This window comes from Azospirillum sp. UFLA03-27, assembly GCF_059803775.1.
The window spans coordinates 1-18,799 of record NZ_JAUQTX010000130.1 but is presented as its reverse complement, the minus strand read 5'-3'; the positions used below and the strand labels follow the sequence as shown (position 1 = coordinate 18,799).

Sequence of the window (18,799 nt, the reverse complement as noted above, 5' to 3'; positions counted from 1 at the left end):
GCGTATAATCGTCGGCAGCGTCAGATGTGTATAAGAGACAGCCCCTCCCCTGCGAAGCGGGGGAGGGTTAGGGAGGGGGCAAGAGCCGGCGTCTAATGCGCCGTGCGGCGGCTCGGACGTCGGTAGATGAACCAGTAGACGGCGCCGACCAGCACCGCTCCGCCGAACCAGTTGCCCAGCGTCACCGCGGCGAGGTTCAGCAGGAACTGCCCGACCGGAATGACCGGCGCGGCGCGGCCCAGGTCGGCCCAGAAGGAGGCGGGGGCGCCCCATTCGATCAGCAGGCCCAGCGGCACGAAATACATGTTGGCCACGCAGTGCTCGAAGCCTGCGGCGACGAAGGCGCTGACCGGGAAGACGATCGCCATGATCTTGTCGGTCACGCTGCGCGCGCCGAGCGCCAGCCACACCGCCAGACAGACCAGCACGTTGCACAGGATGCCCAGGAAGAAGGCCTGTCCGGCGGGCAGCCCGGCCTTGGCCGTGGCGAAGTAGAGCGCCGAGGCACCCACCGCCCCGTGGCCGAAGGCGTACTGTCCGGACAGGAAGACCAGCAGCGCCGTGCCGGCGGCGCCGACGAAGTTGCCGAGCCACACCATGGTCCAGACCTGGAGCATCCGCCCGGTCTTCACCCGCCCGCTGGCCCAGGCCATCACCATCAGCGCGTCGCCGGTGAAGAGCTGCGCGCCGCCGACGATGACCAGGATCAGCCCGAGCGAGAAGACCAGACCGCCGAGCAGCCGGGTCACCCCGTAGGGCAGCATGCCCTCCGCCCCCGACATGGCGACGGTAGCGAACAGCCCGCCCAGCGCGATGAAGGCGCCGGCCAGGACGGCCAGGGCGAACAGCGTCGCGCCGTCGTAGTTGGCCTTCTTGACGCCCAGATTCTCCGCCGCGAGCGCGATGGCGTCGGGCATCAGCGCGTCGAGGGAGGAGGCAGGCGGGGCGACGGCCGGGGAGGCGGCCTGGGAGGCGTGTGCGTTCGCCTCCGGAAGGGAATGCGTGTCCATAAAGGTGCTCCTCGTCTCGTACGGCGTCTCACACGACCTTGAGGCCCTGCGTCCGGAAGATGCCGCGCACCCGCTCGGTCAGCTCCGGCGGGGGAGGTTCGGTGTTGGCCAGCGCGTAGGGCAGGCCGAGCTGCTTCCATTTGAACTCGCCCATCTTGTGGAAGGGCAGGACGTCCACCCGCTCGACCACCTCCAGGCCGGCGGCGAATTCCGCCAAGCCCTCGATCTCGTCGAGATGGTCGGTCAGGCCGGGAACCAGCACGTAGCGCAGCCAGATCGACTTGCGCATCGCGGACAGCCGCTCGGCGAATTCCAGGGTCGGGCGCAGCGGCACGCCGGTCACCGCGCGGTAGGTGGCTTCCTTGAACGCCTTGATGTCCAGCAGCACCAGATCGACGTCGGCCAGCAGATGGTCGTCGGCGTGGCTGCCGAGGAAGCCCGAGGTGTCCAACGCGGTGTGCAGGCCGAGCTGCTTGGCGCCGCGGTAGATGGCCGCGCAGAATTCCGGCTGGACCAGCGGCTCGCCGCCGCTGATGGTCAGGCCGCCATGGGCGCGGTGCAGGAAATCGGCGTAGGTGGCGATGTCGGCCAGCACGTCCGAGGACTGGGCCGGCGACCCGTCGTGCATGTGGCGGGTGTCGGGGTTGTGGCAGTACTGGCAGCGCAACGGGCATCCGGCCAGGAACAGGACGTAGCGCAAACCCGGCCCATCGACCGTGCCGCCCGTTTCCACCGAATGGACCCAGCCGCGGACCGATGCGCCCGTCCCGGCGGCGTGCGCGGGTTGGGGGGTAATCGGGCTGAGCATGAGGCACCTCGTGAATGGGCGCCGGTGCCCGCTTCATTGCGGGCCCGGCGCTGTGTGCCATCCTATGTCAGGCCCCGGCGTCGGCCATGACCGGGGTCAATTGATCTGACCGAGATTCTTGCGCGTGCTGCGTGTATCCTCCGGCCGGAAGGACGGGGCGCTCCACCCAGGCGATGCGCAGGATGTTGGTCGAGCCCGGCATCCCGAAGGGCACGCCCGCGGTGATGACCAGACGCTGCCCGTCCTCCGCCAGACCGTGGGCGTAGGCGATGCGGGTCGCCTTGTGCACCATGTCGGAGAAGTTCTGGATGTCCTCGGTCAGCACGCTGTGCACGCCGTAGGCCAGCACCAGACGGCGCGAGGCGGCGACGGTCGCGGTCAGGCAGAGGATCGGCACCTCCGGCCGTTCGCGGGCGGCGCGCAGGGTGGTGGAGCCGCTGGTGGTATAGGTGACGATCGCAGCCGCGTGGATGGTGTGGGCGACCTGCCGCGCCGCCGCGGTGATGGCGTCGGCCGCCGTCTCCTGCGGGTCGGCGTGCTGGGCGTCCATCATCGTGCGGTAGAGGTCGTCATGCTCGACCCGGCGGGCGATGCGGTCCATCATCGACACCGCCTCGATGGGGTAGGCGCCCGACGCGGTCTCCGCCGACAGCATCACCGCGTCGGCGCCGTCGAAGACGGCGGTGGCGACGTCCGACGCCTCGGCGCGGGTCGGGGCCGGGGCGCCGATCATCGATTCGAGCATCTGGGTGGCGACGATCACCGGCTTGCCGGCCTTGCGCGCCTCGCGGATGATCCGCTTCTGGATGCTCGGCACGTCCTCCGGCGGCATTTCCACGCCAAGGTCGCCGCGGGCGACCATCACGCCGTCGGACAGCTCGACGATGCGTTCCAGATGCTGGATGGCCAGCGGCTTCTCCAGCTTGGACAGCAGGGCGGCGCGCCCGGCGATCAGCTTGCGCGCCTCCGCCACGTCCTCGGGACGCTGCACGAAGGACAGCGCCACCCAGTCCACCTCCTGGTCGAGCGCGAAGACGAGGTCGGCGCGGTCCTTGGCGGTCAGCGGCGACAGCGGCAGCAGAACGTCGGGCACGTTCACGCCCTTGCGGTCGGACAGCTTCGTTCCGGCCACGACGACGGTGTCGGCGTGGTCCGGGCTGCACGCGACGATGCGCAGCCGCACCTTGCCGTCGTCGAGCAGCAGGTCGGTGTCGGGGCGCAGGGCGGCGAAGATCTCCGGGTGGGGCATGCCGACGCGGGTGGCGTCGCCCGGCTCGGCGGAGAGGTCGAGGCGGAAGGGCTGGCCCACCGTCAGCTCCACCGAACCGTCGGCGAAGCGGCCGAGCCGCAGCTTTGGCCCCTGGAGGTCGGCCATGATGGCGATGGGCCGTTCCAGCTCGCGCTCCAAGGCGCGGATGGCGCGCACGCGGGCGCCGTGGTCGTCGTGGGAGCCGTGGCTGAAGTTCAGGCGGAAGACGTCGACGCCCGCCTCGAACAGCGCGCGGATCATCTCCGGCGAGGAGGAGGACGGACCCAGCGTGGCGACGATCTTCGTCTGCCGGAAGCGGCGGATCGGGGAGGTGGAGGCGGTCATATCGAAACGGGCTCCGCAAAAGAGGGCGGGGACAGTGGGCGCGGCGCGCGGGCGTTCATCGGTAAGACCGCCGCGCCAGGGCCGGCGTGACGGGAGCGGCGCGCGGCGGTCGGTGCGGTTCTTGGGGATGCGCTCGCGGCACGGGCGGGCTTGGGCCGGCCGGGCTGCGCGTCTGTCCTTCGCAAAATAAAATACTAGTATATCAGATTGAAAGGCAAGCCCGTTTCGCCGAGCAAAGCGGCCTTTCGGCCAAAATGCCGCAGGCGCCCCCGCCCAATGGATCGACCGGCGTGTAGGGCTTTTTGCCGAGGTGGATGGTATTGGACCCCCTTCGATTTTGGATTATTTTACCGACACGACGTGCTTTAAGACCGCTTCGGTGTGTTGGCATGGATTAAGCCAAGGGATCGGCAAATCATCGGTCCATCCGGATGCATGGGACAAATTTGAGGAACGCCGGAACAATGACGATGGTGGCTGAATGACGCGGGCGGTGCGGCTATGAACGGTGGCGTAGACTTGAGCAATTGCGACCGGGAGCCGATCCATCTCGTCGGGTCCATCCAACCAAGCGGATTCCTGATCGCGCTGTCGACGGATTGGATCGTCAAGCACGCCTCGTCCAACATCGGGGCATGGCTGGGGGTGGAGCCCGACGCTCTGCTGGGGCTTCCCCTGACCGGGGTGATGGAGGAGGAAGCGCTGCACGCCATCCGCGGACGGCTCCAGCTCTCCCTCATCAACGGATCGGTGGAGCGTGCCTTCCGCCTGAAGCTGTCGGCCAACGCGCTGCCGCTGGACATCGCGGTCCATCTGTCCGGGCAGTCGATCATCATCGAGGCGGAGCCGAGCGAGCCGGATGGCGAGCTGGACGTTGGCTCCATGGTCCGCGCGATGATCGGACGACTCCAGCGCACCGCCGACTTCGACGCCTGCTGCCGGGAAGCGGCGCGGCAGTTGCGGTCGCTGACCGGCTTCGACCGGGTGATGATCTACCGCTTCGGCCGTGACGGCGCGGGCGAGGTGATCGCGGAATCCGCGGTGCGCGGCATGCCCTCCTATCTGGGGCTGCGCTACCCGGCCTCGGACATCCCGAAACAGGCCCGCGCGCTGTACGAGCGGAACTGGCTGCGCTGCATCAACGACGTGGACGCACCGCCCGCCGCCATCCTGCCGCCGGTCGGACCGGAGGGCGAACCGCTCGACCTGTCGATGAGCGTCCTGCGCAGCGTGTCGCCCATCCATTGCGAGTATCTGCGCAACATGGGCGTCGCGGCCTCGCTGTCGGTGTCGATCCTGCGCCGCGGCAAGCTGTGGGGCCTGTTCGCCTGCCACAACATGGTGCCGCGTCGGCTGTCGCTGGAGCGGCGCACGGCGGCGGAGCTGTACGGCCAGATGTTTTCCTTTCTTCTGGAGGGCGTCGAACGCGACCGCGAAGAGGCCTACGAGGCCAAGGCGCACCTGCTCCACACCCGCATCATGGCGGTGATGGCCGATGGCGCCACCTCCATGGAGAATCTGGAGCGGTTGCGCGGCGAGGTCGGCCACTACATCCGCAGTGACGGCTTCGCCATCGTGCTGGGCGGCCAGACCCTTGTGGACGGCAGCACCCCAACGCCGGAGGAGCTGCTCGGGCTGGTGCGCATGCTCAACCGCGCGCACGCCAGCCGCGTCTTCGCCACCAGCGAGATCGGGCAGGTCCACCAGCCCGGTGTGGACTTCGCCGAGCGCGCCGCCGGCATGCTGGCCATCCCGGTATCGCGCAAGCCGCGCGACTACATCATCTTCTTCCGCAAGGAGTCGGTCCGCACCGTCACCTGGGCCGGCAACCCGGACAAGCCCGTGGAAGCCGGCCCCAACGGGCAGCGGCTGACCCCGCGCAAGAGCTTCGAGGCGTGGAAGGAGACGGTGCACGGGCAGTCGGAACCCTGGACGGAGGCCGACCTGCGCATCGCCGACTCCCTGCGGATCACGTTGATGGAGGTGGTGCTGCGGCTGGCCGACCAAGCGGAGGAGGAGCGCCGGACAGCCCGCGAGCGGCAGGAGCTGCTGATCGCCGAGCTGAACCACCGGGTCCGCAACATCCTCAGCCTCGTCCGTGCGCTGCTGGCCCAGAGCCGGGCCGGGGTCACCCGTGTCGAGGAGTTCGCGGAGATCGTCGGCGGGCGCATCCAGGCGCTGGCGCGGGCGCACGACCAGCTGACGGCGGAGAACTGGAAACCGTCTCCCCTGCGTCCCCTGATCGCGGCGGAGGTCGACGCCTATCTGGGCAACCGGGCGGAGCGGGTGGTCCTGTCGGGGCCGGAGGTGCTGCTGTCGCCGCCGGCCCTGTCGGTGATGGCGCTGATCATGCACGAGCTGGTGACCAACGCTGCCAAATACGGCGCCTTCGCCGACAGCGGCGGCCGGGTGAAGGTCCATTGGAGCCTTGACGACCGGGACGCGCTGGAACTCTGCTGGGAGGAAAGCGGCGGCCCGCCGGTGCAGGCGCCGACGCGCCAGGGCTTCGGCACCACCATCATCGAGCGTTCGATCCCGCACGAGCTGAAGGGCGAGGCGACGGTGACCTACGCCCTGGCCGGGCTGAAGGCGCGCTTCACCATACCGGCCATCCACGTCAGCTTGGCGCCTGAACGCCCGGCGGCGGTGATCGAAGCGGCGGTGACACCCTGCGCGGCGGCGGACATTCCGCTGGGCGGGACGGTGCTGCTGCTGGAGGACAATATGATCATCGCGATGAGCGCGGAGGACATGCTGCTGAAGCTGGGCGCCGAGCGCGTGGAGACGGTGGCAAGCGTCCGCCAGGCTCTGGTCGCCATCGCCGACGATCCGCCGGGCATGGCGCTTCTCGACGTCAATCTGGGAACCGAGACCTCCTTCCCGGTGGCGGAGCGGCTGCGCGAGCTGGGCATCCCCTTCCTGTTCGCCACCGGCTATGGCGAGTCCGCGATCTTCCCGGAGGAGTTCCGCGACATGCTGGTCCTGCGCAAGCCCTATGATTCGGAGCAGGTGCGGCGGGGGCTCCAGACGGTGCGGGGGCTGTAGCGCGTCTCGCCGGAGTTCGGGATTCTCGGGGGCGACAGGGTCTTCACGGATTTCACAGATCTGAACACGGATGACACGGATTCTCTTTGATGCTTGCCCGGTGTTGGCTTCTCGAACAGTGCTTCCTGAGCAGGCCAATATTAAACGATCCGTGTCATCCGTGCCTGAATCCGCGAAATCCGTGTAAAATCTGTTGTCATCCAACAGGCAACACCTCCCCGGTTGCCGCGCCCAGACGGTCAACCGGGTCGAGCCCTCACGCGGCGGTGCCGGTCTGGCGGGTCAGTGCCTCTTGGAGCAGGCGGGCGGTGACCGGCTTGAACATCACGCCGATCCCGTGCCGTTCGGCCTCCTGCATCACGTCGGGGCCGGAATCGCCGGTCAGCAGGACGGCGGGGACCGGCACCCCGGCCAGTTCGCGGATCTTCAGGATGGCCTCGGTGCCCACCTTGTGCTCGCGCAGACGGTAGTCGGCGACCATCACGTCGGGCCGCCGCCCCGCCGCCCGCAGGCGGTCCAGCGCCTCCTCAGTGGATGAGGCGACGATGGTGTCGTAGCCCCAGTCCTGGAAGATCGAGCGCAGCCCCATCAGGACGATGGCGTCGTCGTCGATCAGGACGGCCAGCCGCCCGCGCTCCGTTTCGCGGGGCGGAAGAACCGGAGCCGGGCTTTCCGCAGCGTCGCCGAGCGGCACGGAGATGCGGAACACCGACCCCTTGCCGAGTTCGGAGCGGACCTCCACCGGGTGGCCGAGCAGGGCCGACAGCTTCTGCACGATGGCGAGGCCGAGGCCGAGCCCCTGGTTGCGGTCCCGCTCGGGATTGCCGACCTGATAGAACTCCTCGAAGATCCAGGACATCTGCTCGCCGGAGATGCCGATTCCGGTGTCGCGGACCTGGATGCCGGCGTGGCCGTCCAGGGGGTGGCATTCCAGGCGGATCACCCCGCGCTCCGTGTAGCGGATGGCGTTCTCCACCAGATTGCGGACCATGCGCCCCAGCAGGTTGCGGTCGCTGCGCACGGTCAGGTCGTGGTGGTTGACCACTTGGAGATCCAGGCCCTTGGCGGCGGCGACCGGGGCGTAGGAGGACCCGATGTCGTCGAGCAGCGGCTTGACGGAAACGTCCTCGATCCGCGGCTCGATCACCCCGGCGTCCAACTGCGAGACGTCCAGCAGGCTGTCGAGCAGGCCCTTCAGCGTCTCCATCCCGCGCTCCAGCATCGCCAGGGCGTCGCGCCCGCGCGGGGAGTGGACGTGGCTGTGCAGCGCCTCGGCGAAGAAGAACATGGACTGCATGGGCTGGCGCAGATCGTGGCTGGCGGCGGCCAGGAAGCGGCTCTTGGAGCGGTCGGCCTGCTCCGCCGCCTCGCGGGCCATCCGGCTGTCGTGCACGTCCACCGCGGTGCCGACCCAGGCGATGATCTGCCCGTTCTGGCGCATCGGGTTGATCCGGCAGACGTGCCACCGGTAAACCCCGTCGTGGCGCTGCATGCGCACGTCGAATCCGTAGGACTCGCCGGCGGCGATGCCGCGCTCGCGGCTGTCGAGCAGCCGGGGGTAGTCGGCCGGGTGGATGTAGGACCAGCGCTCCCCCTGCTCCAGGCTGCGCCCGGTGTAGGAGCGCCAGGCGGCGTTGTAGTATTCCCGTCCGCCGTCCGGCCGGTTGATCCACATCATCACCGGGGTGTTCTCGACCAGCTCGCGGAAGCGGGTCTCGCTCCGCCGCAGGGCTTCCTCGCCGGCCTTGCGCTCGGTGATGTCGGTCAGGGTGACGACGGCCAGGGTGATGCGGCAATCGGGATCGCGCACCGGCTCGGCATCGGCCAGACAGGTGATGGGACCGGCAGGGGTGTCGCGGCGCAATTCCTCCTGCCGCACCACCGCGCCGTCGCGCAGGGCGCGGACCAGCGGCAGTTCCAACGAGCCCTCCGAAGGGCCGCCGGTGAAGGGGCGGGGATAGTCCTCGATGCGGTCGATCCGGCCCAGAGGCTGGCCGATCAGCCGTTCCGCCGCACTGTTGTGCAGGATCACCCGTCCGGTGGGCGCCTCCGCCACAACCACGCCGGCGCGCAGATGCTCCAGCACCGCCTTCAGCAGTGACCGCTCCGTTTCGCGCTGGCGGGTCAGGCGCCCGATGGCCCAGGCGGTTCCGGTCAGGGTGAGCAGCAGGATGAGCAGGAAGGGGAACCACGACCACAGGGTGGCCACGTCGACGGTGCGCAGCGCGGCGGCCCGGTCGATCCCCACGGCGACGGCGAGACCGCTGCCGTTGGCGCCGGGCGGCGAGTAGGCGGTGACGCGGGGCACCCCGTCCACCCCCTCGGTCAGCGCCGTCGCCGTCTCCGCGCCGCTGAGCAACAGGCCGAGCCGCTCGGGAAGCGGCCGGCCGACAATTCCCTGGAGGTCCGGAACGCGGACGAGGACGGTGCCGGCGCGGTCGGCCAGAAGGACCGTCACGTTCGGCGGCAGGGGCTTGCGCGCCTGATACTGGCGCAGCCAGTCGAGGTCGAGCAGGGCGGTGACGACCGCCGGCTGGGTTCCATCGCTTTGCCCGCCGCTCGCGCTGCCGCGTGCATAGGGTAGGGCGAAGGGCAGAACGCGGTGGCGCGGCCCCTCGGTGGCGACATATTCCCCCACCGAGAAGAGGCCGGTCGTCAGGGCCTGACGAATCTGCGGCTGGTCGGCGCTTCCGGTCCCGACGGTCCTTTGGTCGGTGGAGCACAGGACGGTCCCCGATCGGTCGGCGAAGCCCAGCGTCAGATAGCTGGGCAGGCGCTGGTGAAGCCGCTCCATCGTCTCCTGGCAGGCCGGACCGGCGATGTCCGCCTCCGCCAGCGTGACCAGGATGTGTTCGATGTCGTCGACGATCCGCTGCTGTTCGGTCTGGATCAGGTCGAGCAGACGCAACGCCTCCTGACCGAGTTCGGCTTCCCGCTCCGCCCGCAGCCGGGTGTGGGAATAGACCTCGAACCCGATCAGCGGGGCCAGGGTGAAGACGAGCAGCAGAAGCCAGCGAACCATGGACACGATCGACCGTCCCGGCCCGGGGGGCCGATGGGATGAAGGAAGCGATCGTGTGAACCCTAACATACCGCAGTATGTTGCAGCGCCTGTCCTTCGGTCCTAACGCTTTCCTCGCCCGGCCGTGCCGTCCTCAGCCCAAGGTCAGTGCTTCGCAATGGGGCGGGCGCCCGTCAGGAAGAGGGCGACGGCCCGTCCGACGTAACGCTCCGTCTCCTCCATGGAAAGGGATTGTTCCGGCAGGATCAGGCGGCGCAGCAGGATGTTGCCGCTGATCATGCCGATGAAGCCGCGGGCGGCCACCTCCGGCTCCGCGACGCACAGGGCGCCGGCGGCGGTCTGCCGCGCCAGATAGTCGGCCAGCCGCCGCTGGGCGGTTTCCGGGCCGATGCGGAAGAAGGCTGCGGCGATGTCGGGGATGCGTCCACCCTCCGACACCAGCACGCGGACGATGGCCATGGTGCGGTCGTCGAACAGCGCCGCGACGAGGTGCAGGGCGAAGCGGGTCAACCCGTCCTCCGGCGCTGCCCGCTCGTCCGCCTGGATGGCGGCGAGCCCTTCCTGGATGCGGGCGCTGTTCTCCTCCATCATCGCGCGGAACAGCCCCTCCTTGTCGCCGAAATGCTCGTAGAGGGTGGCGCGGGAGCCGCCGGCCCGGCCGATGATGTCGGTCAGCGTGGTCTTCTCGAAGCCCTTCTCGACGAACAGCGCCGCCGCGGCGTCGAGCAGGGCCTGCCGGCGCGCCCGGCCGCGCGGGCCGACCGTGGATGCGTCCTTGTCCGTCGTCCTGTCCGTCAATTCCCTGGCGTTTCCCCGGTCCATCGGTTTTTTCCTTAGGCGCTGGGAGCAACCGCTGCCACCAGCGCATGCATCGTCGCGGGAGCTATGACCGTTGCCGCCCCCACTGGCAAGACGGCAATACGCCGCTCTCCATTCGGGTCAGGGCCGCGTCCCCGCGAGGAACAACCGGACGGACTGGCGGACGTAACGCTCCAATTCCTCCATGGAGACGGGTTCGTCCGGAAGGATCAGCCGCTTGGTCAGCAGATCCCCGACCACCATGCCGATGAAGGCGTGGGCGGCCCCCTCCGGATCGTCGACGCGCAGGCGGCCGGCCTCCGTCAATTCGCGGAAACAGTCGGCGAGCCAGCCGATGGTCTTCTCCGGACCGACCTGGAAGAAGGCCTGGGCGATATCGGGGATGCGCGCCCCCTCCGACACCAGGATGCGCAGGATGGCGGTGGTTTCCGGCATGGTCAGCGTGCCGGCGATGTGCAGACCGACGCGGTAGAGGTTCTCTTCCAGTTCTTCCGCCATCGCCGCCGGGCCGGCGGTGTGCATGGCCGACATCTCCTCCAGCACGCGGTCGCAGTGGCGCTCCATCACCGCGCGGAACAGCCCCTCCTTGTCGCCGAAATGCTCGTAGAGCGTGGTGCGCGACCCGCCGGCCTGCCGCAGGATGTCGGACAGCGAGGTCAGCGCGAATCCCTTCTCCACGAACAGCGCCGCCGCCGCGTCGAGCAGCGCCCGACAGCGCGCCTGGCCGCGCGGGCCGCAGCCGGGCGTGTCGAAGCTGTTGATGCCGAGGCTGGCGATGCTGCTCCCGGCGATTCCGCCCCCAGCGATTCCGCCTTGGAGCGGTGTGGATGCCCCCTTGTCGGGCATTGCGGTTCCCCCTTGCGCGAACGGTCGTTCTGAATGTATCGTCCGGTACAGTGTACTGTATGAGACAGTACGAATAAAGGGGTCATTTCGCACCGTCCGCGCGCACCGGCCTTTTCCGCCGGTCCCGAAAAAGCCGGGCGGAATGTGGGATATCCCCGGCTCATTAGGACATTTCATCGCCGCATCACGGCGTTTTCACGAGGAACGGATGTTCAACAGGAACGCATTTCTGTCTCTTGCCGTGGCGGCCTCCCTGACCGTGGTGCTGGGTGCCTGCCAGGACAAGAAGCACGCCGCCGGGGGCCAGCCGGCGCCCGGACCGGCGGAGGTTGCGGTGGCCACCATCCAGCCGCAGAGCTTGTCGGTCACCACTGAACTGCCGGGCCGCACCGCGGCCTTCCGCGTGGCGGAGATCCGCCCGCAGGTCAGCGGCATCGTGCTGAAGCGCTTCTTCACGGAGGGGAGCGACGTCAAGGCGGGCGACCAGCTCTATCAGATCGACCCGGCCACCTACGAGGCCAACCTCGCCGTCGCCCAGGCCGACATCCAGAAGGCGGAGGCCAACCTGCAGGCCGCCCGCAACAAGGCCGGCCGCTACAACGACCTCGTCAAGAACAGCGTCGTCAGCAAGCAGGACTACGACGACGCCATGGCCGCGCTGAAGCAGAACGAGGCGCAGCTCGCCGCCGCCAAGGCTGCCTACAATCTCGCGCGCATCAACCTGGACTACACCAAGGTCTTCGCCCCCATCTCCGGCCGCATCGGCAAGTCCGCCGTGACGGAAGGCGCGCTGGTCACCGCCAACCAGGCGACGGCGCTCGCCACCGTCCAGCAGCTCGACCCGATCTATGTGGACGTGACCCAGACCGCCTCGCAGCTCATGCAGCTCCGCCAGGACATGGAGAGCGGGCGCATCCGCCCGGCCGAGCCCGGCAAGATTCCCGTCTCGCTGTTCCTGCACGCGGCGGAGGCCCCCTATCCCCAGCGTGGCGAGCTTCAGTTCTCCGACGTGTCGGTCGATCCGGGCACCAGCTCGGTCCAGCTCCGCGCGGTGTTCCCGAACCCGAACCAGGAACTGCTGCCCGGCCTGTTCGTGCGCGCCCGCGTCGAGCAGGGCGTGGCCGAGAACGCGCTCGCCGTGCCGCAGGAGGCGGTTCAGCGCGGTCCGGACGGCTCGGCCCGCGTCTGGGTCGTCGGCGACGACAACAAGGTCAATCCGCGCACCATCAAGACCGAGCGGGCGATCAACAACGCCTGGCTGGTCTCCGACGGTCTGAAGGCGGGTGAGCGAATCGTGGTCGAGGGGCTTCAGAAGGTGAAGCCGGGGGGCGAGGTCAAGCCGGTGGCGGCGCAGAGCGCCGTGGCGGCCCTGCCCGGACCGCAGGCGCGCTGAGACCGAGGACCGATCCATGTCGAAATACTTCATCGACCGGCCCGTCTTCGCCTGGGTCATCGCCATCGTCATCATGCTGGCGGGCGGTCTGGCGATCCTGGGCCTGCCCGTCGAGCAATACCCGAAGATCGCCCCGCCGACGGTGTCCATCACCGCCAGCTACCCCGGCGCGTCCGCGAAGACGCTGGAGGACACGGTCACCCAGGTCATCGAGCAGAAGATGACCGGGCTCGACCACTTCCGCTACATGTCCTCGAACAGCGATTCGTCGGGCAACGTCACCATCACCCTGACCTTCGAGCCGGAGGCCAACCCGGACATCGCCCAGGTCCAGGTGCAGAACAAGCTCCAGCTCGCCGTGCCGCTCCTGCCCCAGGAGGTGCAGCAGCGCGGCCTCCAGGTGTCGAAGGCCGGCAACGACTTCCTGATGGTCGCCGGCTTCGTGTCCAGCGACGGGCGGCTGAGCCAGGGCGACATCGCCGACTATGTGGCCTCCAACCTCCAGGACACGATCAGCCGCGTCGAGGGTGTGGGCGACATCACCGTGTTCGGCCCCCAGCACGCCATGCGGATCTGGCTGGACCCCGATGCGCTGAACAGCCACCAGCTCACCACCATCGACGTCACCAACGCCATCAAGGCGGAGAACGCGCAGGTGTCGGCGGGTCAGCTCGGCGGCGCCCCGGCGGTCCCCGGCCAGCGCATCAACGCCACCATCATGGCGCAGTCGCGCATGCAGACGCCGGAGGAGTTCGGCGCCATCCTGCTGCGCGTCAATCCCGACGGCGGCCAGGTGCGGCTGCGCGACGTCGCGCGGATCGAGATCGGGCAGGAAACCTACGAGATCACCGCCCGCTACAACGGCAAGCCAGCGGCGGGCCTGGGCGTCAAGCTGGCGACCGGGGCCAACGCGCTGGACACCGCCGCGGCGGTGAAGGCGCGCATCGCCGAGCTGTCGGCCTTCTTCCCCGAAGGGCTGGAGGTCATCTACCCCTACGACACGACGCCCTTCGTCGAGCTGTCGATCCACGAGGTCGTCAAGACGCTGATCGAGGCGATCATCCTCGTCTTCGCCGTGATGTACCTGTTCCTGCAGAACTTCCGGGCGACGCTGATCCCGACCATCGCGGTCCCCGTGGTGCTTCTCGGCACCTTCGGCGTGCTGTCGCTGTTCGGCTTCTCGATCAACACGCTGACCATGTTCGGCATGGTGCTGGCCATCGGCCTGCTGGTCGACGACGCCATCGTCGTGGTGGAGAACGTCGAGCGCGTGATGAGCGAGGACGGGCTGCCCCCGCGCGAGGCAACCCGCAAGTCGATGGGCCAGATCACCGGCGCGCTGATCGGCATCGCGCTGGTGCTGTCCGCCGTGTTCGTCCCCATGGCCTTCTTCGGCGGCTCCGCCGGCGCCATCTACCGTCAGTTCTCGCTGACCATCGTGTCGGCCATGGCGCTGTCGGTGCTGGTGGCCCTGGTGCTGACCCCGGCGCTCTGCGCGACCATCCTGAAGCCGGTGGCGAAGGGCCACGGCCACGCCAAGCGCGGCTTCTTCGGGCTGTTCAACCGCGGCTTCGACGCCAGCAGCCGCGTCTATCTGACCGGCGTGCGCGGGGCGGTGTCGCGGCTCGGGCGCTACGGCATCGCCTACGCGCTGATCGTCGCCGGCCTGGCTTACCTGTTCCTCCAGATGCCCTCGTCCTTCCTGCCGCAGGAGGACCGCGGGACCATGTTCGTGCTGTGGTCGGCTCCGCCGAACGCCAGCATCGAGCGCACGATGGAGACCACCAAGCAGGTTGAGACCTATTTCCTGGAGAAGGAGAAGGACAGCGTCGAGGGCCTGTTCACCATCGCCGGCTTCAACTTCGCGGGCCGCGGCCAGAACGCCGGCATGGCCTTCGTCCGGCTGCGCGACTGGAGCGAGCGCGAGTCCGCAGACCGCAAGCCGACGGCCATCGCCGGCCGCGCCATGGGCGCCCTGTCGAAGGCCAAGGACGCGGTGGTCTTCGCCTTCATGCCGCCCTCGGTTCCGGGGCTCGGCAACGCCACCGGCTTCGACCTCCAGCTGGTGGATCGCGGCGGCGTCGGGCACGACCGGCTGATGCAGGCACGCAACCAGCTTCTGGGCCTCGCAGCGCAGAACGCCAAGCTGGTCGGCGTCCGCCTGAACGGCCTGGAGGACACGCCGCAGTTCAAGCTGACGGTGGACCGCGAGAAGGCCAGCGCGCTGGGCCTGTCGCTGACCGACGTCAACACGACCCTGACGGCGGCCTGGGGCTCCTCCTACGTCAACGACTTCATCGACCGGGGGCGCGTCAAGCGCGTCTATCTCCAGGCGGACGCCCCCTACCGCATGCAGCCGAGCGACGTCGACCGCTGGTACGTGCGCAACGCCATGGGGCAGATGGTCCCCTTCTCCGCCTTCACCACGGCGCAATGGACCTACGGTTCGCCGAAGCTGGAGCGGTACAACGGCATGTCCTCGCTCAACATCCAGGGCTCCGCGGCACCGGGCATCAGTTCCGGCGAGGCGATGCAGGAGATGGAGGCGATGATGGCCAAGCTGCCGCCGGGCGTCGGCTATGAATGGACCGGCCTGTCCTACGAGGAGCGGTTGAGCGGGTCGCAGGCCCCGGCGCTCTACGCCCTGTCCATGCTGATCGTCTTCCTCTGCCTGGCCGCGCTCTACGAGAGCTGGTCGGTGCCGGTGTCGGTCATCCTGGTGGTGCCGCTGGGCGTCATCGGCGCCGTGCTCGCCGCCACGCTGCGCGGTCTGCCGAGCGACGTCTACTTCCAGGTGGGCCTGCTGACGACCATCGGCCTGTCGGCGAAGAACGCCATCCTGATCGTGGAGTTCGCCAAGGCGCTGTACGACGAGGGCATGGAGCTGAAGGACGCCGCCATCGAGGCGTGCCGCCAGCGCCTGCGCCCGATCATCATGACCTCGCTGGCCTTCGTGCTGGGCGTTCTGCCGCTGGCGACCAGCAGCGGCGCCGGCTCGGAAAGCCAGAACGCCATCGGCGTCGGCGTGATGGGCGGCATGATCTCCGCCACCGTCCTGGCCATCCTCTTCGTCCCGGCCTTCTTCGTCGCGGTCTATCGTCTGTTCGGCAGCAAGCGTGCCGGTGCCCACCCCCCGCCGGGTGCCGAGCCGGTGCCCGCCGGAGACTGACGGTTCGGCTGCGGCTGGAAGCGGAAAGCCCGGTCCCGGAAACGGGGCCGGGCTTTTTGCTGTGCGGGTGCCTTTTGCGTGGGGGAGCTGCGGCAGAACAACACAGGATGTGCGGCGCCCCACGGAGCAGCTTGCCCTCAAACTGATATACTAGTATTTATTGCTCCCGGGGATGGCGGCTGAGCGCCTGCTTGTGGCGCTCCAGCCGCTCCCGCAGGGCGTCGCCTTTGCGCAGCGCCACGGCAATCGACAGTATGTCGCCGAGGACCAGATGGCTGATGCGCGACGTCATGGGCGAGTGGATGTCGAAGTCTTCCGCGACGTCGGCGAGCAGGCTGACGGTGGCGAGCTGCGCCAGCGGCGAGCCGGAGCGGGTGATGGCGACGACCATGGCCCCGGACGACAGCGCGTTCTGCACGGCCTCCAGCATGTCGCGGGTACCGCCCGAGCTGGACACGGCGACCACCGCGTCGCCGGGGGCGAGCGACAGGGCCGACACGAAATAGACGTGGGCGTCGCTGTAGGCGACGGTGGGGATGCCCAGCCGGAAAAAGCGGCGCTGGATGTCCTGCGCCACCGTGCCGGAGTTGCCGGAGCCGTAGAACTCGATCCGCCGCGCCCCGGCCAGCAGGTCGGCGGCGCGGTCCACCGCCTCCGCCGACAGGTTGTTGCGCACTTGCATCAGGGTTGCCAGGGTGCGGTCGAACACCTTGCCCGCGATGCCCGCCGCCCGGTCGTCCGGGCTGACCTCCTGGTCGATGAAGGGCATTCCCGCCGCGATGTCCTGGGCCAGCTTGATCTTGAACTCGCGGAAGCCGCTGCAGCCCAGCGCCCCGCAGAAGCGGGCGATGGTCGGCTCGCTGACCCCGGCGCGGTCCGCCATGTCGGCCATCGACAGGGTGATGACCTCGCCCGGCTGGGCCAGGACGCAGTCCGCCAGCTTCCGTTCCGAAGGCCGGAGCCCGTCGCGCACCGCCATGATCCTCGCCAGCATCGGCCTGTCCCCCCGTTCCGTCGGTCCACCACTGTAGCACGGATAGTAAAACTACATGATCCGATAGAAGGGCGCTATCGGCTGCGCTGTCCCACATACCGGGACCGCCGACGATGCGGCGTTCCGTCACAGTAAGTTCATCAAAGAACGTGGAAAATCAACCGCTTTTGCCTTGCGCGCCTCGCCGTTCCGGTCTATGTAGCAAAACTACAGAATGACTTTTGGCCCTGCCGGCTTCACAGCCCGTTGCCATACCGCCGCTCCCGCTCCGACCGGAGCCCGGCGGTCTTCCGACCCCTCCACTGGGGGGCCTCCAGGGTCGATCAGCGACGCGGCGCGTGCCGCCCAGACGCCTTTTCGTGAGGAGACATCATGGACACCCTGCTGAGAGACGGACTCGTCGAGACCCCGGAACAGCAAGCCGAGCGCCCCTGGCGCCGCTTCGTTCCGGGCGTCTGGCAGCAAGAGGTCAACGTCCGCGACTTCATCGTCCGCAACGTCCATCCCTACGCCGGGGATTCGCGCTTCCTGACCGGCCCGACCGGACGGACCAGGGCCCTGTGGGACAAGGTCACAGCCCTGCTGAAGGAGGAGCGCGCGGCCAAGGGCGGCGTGCTCGACGCCGACACGGAGGTCTTCGGCTCGATCACCGCCCACGCGCCGGGCTACATCGACCGGGAGCTTGAACTCGTCGTCGGGCTTCAGACGGACAAGCCGCTGAAGCGCGCGATCATGCCCTTCGGCGGCTGGCGGATGGTCAAGAACGGGCTGGAGGCCTACGGCTTCAAGCCCTCGCCCAAGCTGGAGGAGGTCTTCCCCGGCCTGCGCAAGTCGCACAACGACGGCGTCTTCGACGTCTACACCGACGAGATGCTGCGCTGCCGCAAGTCGGGCGTCATCACCGGCCTGCCGGACGCCTACGGGCGTGGCCGCATCATCGGCGACTACCGCCGGCTGGCGCTCTACGGCGCGACCTTCCTGATCGAGGACAAGAAGGCGCAATACAAGAGCCTTGAGCTGGACCGCATCGACGAGCACACGCTGCGCCTGCGCGAGGAGATCACCGAGCAGATCAAGGCGCTGAAGGAGCTGGCCGCCATGGCCAAGTCCTACGGCTTCGACGTGTCGCGCCCGGCGGCCAACGCCCGCGAGGCGGTGCAATGGACCTATCTGGCCTATCTGGCGGCGGTGAAGGAGGCCAACGGGGCGGCCATGTCGCTCGGCCGCGTCTCCAGCTTCCTCGACGTCTACGTTGAGCGCGACCTGCGCGACGGGCAACTGACCGAGGAGGAGGCGCAGGAGCTGATCGACCAGTTCGTGACCAAGCTGCGCATCATCCGCTTCCTGCGCACGCCGGAATACGACCAGCTCTTCTCCGGCGACCCGACCTGGGTCACGGAATGCATCGGCGGTATGGCGCTCGACGGGCGCACGCTGGTGACGAAGAACAGCTTCCGCATGCTCCAGACCCTGAACAACCTCGGCCCGGCGCCGGAACCGAACCTGACCGTTCTGTGGTCGGAAAGCCTGCCGGAGGGCTTCAAGAAGTTCTGCGCCGAGACGTCGATCAAGACCTGCTCGGTGCAGTACGAGAACGACGACCTGATGCGGCCCTACTGGGGCGACGACTACGGCATCGCCTGCTGCGTCTCGGCCATGCGCATCGGCAAGCAGATGCAGTTCTTCGGTGCCCGCGCCAACCTCGCCAAGACGCTGCTCTACGCCATCAACGGCGGCCGCGACGAGGTGTCGGGCGAGCAGGTCGGCCCGGCCTTCGCGCCGATCACCGGCGACGTGCTCGATCACGACACGGTGGTCGCCCGCCTGCTGCCGATGATGGAATGGCTGGCGCGCGCCTACATGAACACGCTCAACGCCATCCACTTCATGCACGACAAGTACATGTACGAGCGGCTGGAGATGGCGCTGCACGACCGCGACGTGCTGCGCACCATGGCCTGCGGCATCGCCGGCCTGAGCGTGGTCGCGGACAGCCTGTCGGCGATCAAGCACGCCACGGTGAAGGTGGTGCGCGACGAGCGTGGGCTGGCCACCGACTTCGTCATCGAGGGCGACTATCCGGCCTTCGGCAACAACGA

At 68.5% G+C, this 18,799-nt stretch carries 11 protein-coding genes; 4 read left to right on the top strand and 7 right to left on the bottom strand.

What is annotated here, in order from left to right:
* Nucleotides 1-92: 92 nt before the first annotated feature.
* The 3 genes from Q4I23_RS19240 to pyk all read right to left on the bottom strand — a co-directional run bounded on the left by Q4I23_RS19240 (nt 93) and on the right by pyk (nt 3,412).
* Entirely contained in the window at nt 93-1,010 is a 918-nt protein-coding gene (locus tag Q4I23_RS19240; RefSeq protein WP_498527239.1) for a formate/nitrite transporter family protein, read from the bottom strand.
* A gap of 28 nt (nt 1,011-1,038) precedes the next feature.
* On the bottom strand, nt 1,039-1,818 hold the full coding sequence (gene pflA / locus Q4I23_RS19235) for a pyruvate formate-lyase-activating protein (protein WP_498527238.1): 780 nt from the start codon (nt 1,816-1,818) through the stop codon (nt 1,039-1,041).
* Between the two features lie 67 nt (nt 1,819-1,885).
* The gene (pyk, locus tag Q4I23_RS19230) at nt 1,886-3,412 is read right to left on the bottom strand and encodes a pyruvate kinase (RefSeq protein ID WP_498527237.1); all 1,527 of its coding nucleotides are present in this window, start codon (nt 3,410-3,412) and stop codon (nt 1,886-1,888) included.
* 519 nt (nt 3,413-3,931) lie between these two features.
* On the opposite strand from pyk, the gene Q4I23_RS19225 reads away from it, so the two are divergent.
* A complete protein-coding gene (locus Q4I23_RS19225) occupies nt 3,932-6,457 on the top strand; it encodes an HWE histidine kinase domain-containing protein (protein ID WP_498527236.1) in 2,526 nt (841 codons plus the stop codon).
* 256 nt (nt 6,458-6,713) lie between these two features.
* Here Q4I23_RS19225 and Q4I23_RS19220 read toward each other — a convergent pair whose 3' ends face one another.
* The 3 genes from Q4I23_RS19220 to Q4I23_RS19210 form a co-directional block, all read right to left on the bottom strand.
* A complete protein-coding gene (locus Q4I23_RS19220; RefSeq protein WP_498527240.1) occupies nt 6,714-9,479 on the bottom strand; it encodes a hybrid sensor histidine kinase/response regulator in 2,766 nt (921 codons plus the stop codon).
* 144 nt (nt 9,480-9,623) lie between these two features.
* Entirely contained in the window at nt 9,624-10,301 is a 678-nt protein-coding gene (locus Q4I23_RS19215) for a TetR/AcrR family transcriptional regulator (protein WP_454020869.1), read from the bottom strand.
* A gap of 117 nt (nt 10,302-10,418) precedes the next feature.
* Entirely contained in the window at nt 10,419-11,144 is a 726-nt protein-coding gene (locus tag Q4I23_RS19210) for a TetR/AcrR family transcriptional regulator (protein WP_454020870.1), read from the bottom strand.
* Between the two features lie 208 nt (nt 11,145-11,352).
* Between Q4I23_RS19210 and Q4I23_RS19205 the strand changes: the two genes are divergently transcribed.
* Nucleotides 11,353-12,537: an efflux RND transporter periplasmic adaptor subunit gene (locus tag Q4I23_RS19205; RefSeq protein ID WP_454020871.1), complete on the top strand. Its 1,185-nt coding sequence runs from the start codon at nt 11,353-11,355 to the stop codon at nt 12,535-12,537.
* A gap of 16 nt (nt 12,538-12,553) precedes the next feature.
* The gene (locus Q4I23_RS19200; protein ID WP_498527235.1) at nt 12,554-15,706 is read left to right on the top strand and encodes an efflux RND transporter permease subunit; all 3,153 of its coding nucleotides are present in this window, start codon (nt 12,554-12,556) and stop codon (nt 15,704-15,706) included.
* Between the two features lie 157 nt (nt 15,707-15,863).
* Here Q4I23_RS19200 and Q4I23_RS19195 read toward each other — a convergent pair whose 3' ends face one another.
* Nucleotides 15,864-16,700, bottom strand: coding sequence for a MurR/RpiR family transcriptional regulator (locus tag Q4I23_RS19195; protein ID WP_498527234.1), 837 nt, complete (start codon nt 16,698-16,700; stop codon nt 15,864-15,866).
* A 372-nt stretch (nt 16,701-17,072) separates the two neighbouring features.
* On the opposite strand from Q4I23_RS19195, the gene Q4I23_RS19190 reads away from it, so the two are divergent.
* The coding region (locus Q4I23_RS19190) for a pyruvate formate lyase family protein (protein ID WP_498527233.1) at nt 17,073-18,799 on the top strand (1,727 nt) is incomplete at its 3' end.

Bases quoted from the DNA above. Each gene is read 5' to 3' on its own strand.
- Q4I23_RS19240 (WP_498527239.1), bottom strand. From the start codon at position 1,010: ATGGACACGCATTCCCTTCCGGAGGCGAACGCACACGCCTCCCAGGCC.
- pflA (WP_498527238.1), bottom strand. From the start codon at position 1,818: ATGCTCAGCCCGATTACCCCCCAACCCGCGCACGCCGCCGGGACGGGC.
- pyk (WP_498527237.1), bottom strand. From the start codon at position 3,412: ATGACCGCCTCCACCTCCCCGATCCGCCGCTTCCGGCAGACGAAGATC.
- Q4I23_RS19220 (WP_498527240.1), bottom strand. From the start codon at position 9,479: ATGGTTCGCTGGCTTCTGCTGCTCGTCTTCACCCTGGCCCCGCTGATC.
- Q4I23_RS19215 (WP_454020869.1), bottom strand. From the start codon at position 10,301: ATGGACCGGGGAAACGCCAGGGAATTGACGGACAGGACGACGGACAAG.
- Q4I23_RS19210 (WP_454020870.1), bottom strand. From the start codon at position 11,144: ATGCCCGACAAGGGGGCATCCACACCGCTCCAAGGCGGAATCGCTGGG.
- Q4I23_RS19205 (WP_454020871.1), top strand. From the start codon at position 11,353: ATGTTCAACAGGAACGCATTTCTGTCTCTTGCCGTGGCGGCCTCCCTG.
- Q4I23_RS19200 (WP_498527235.1), top strand. From the start codon at position 12,554: ATGTCGAAATACTTCATCGACCGGCCCGTCTTCGCCTGGGTCATCGCC.
- Q4I23_RS19195 (WP_498527234.1), bottom strand. From the start codon at position 16,700: ATGCTGGCGAGGATCATGGCGGTGCGCGACGGGCTCCGGCCTTCGGAA.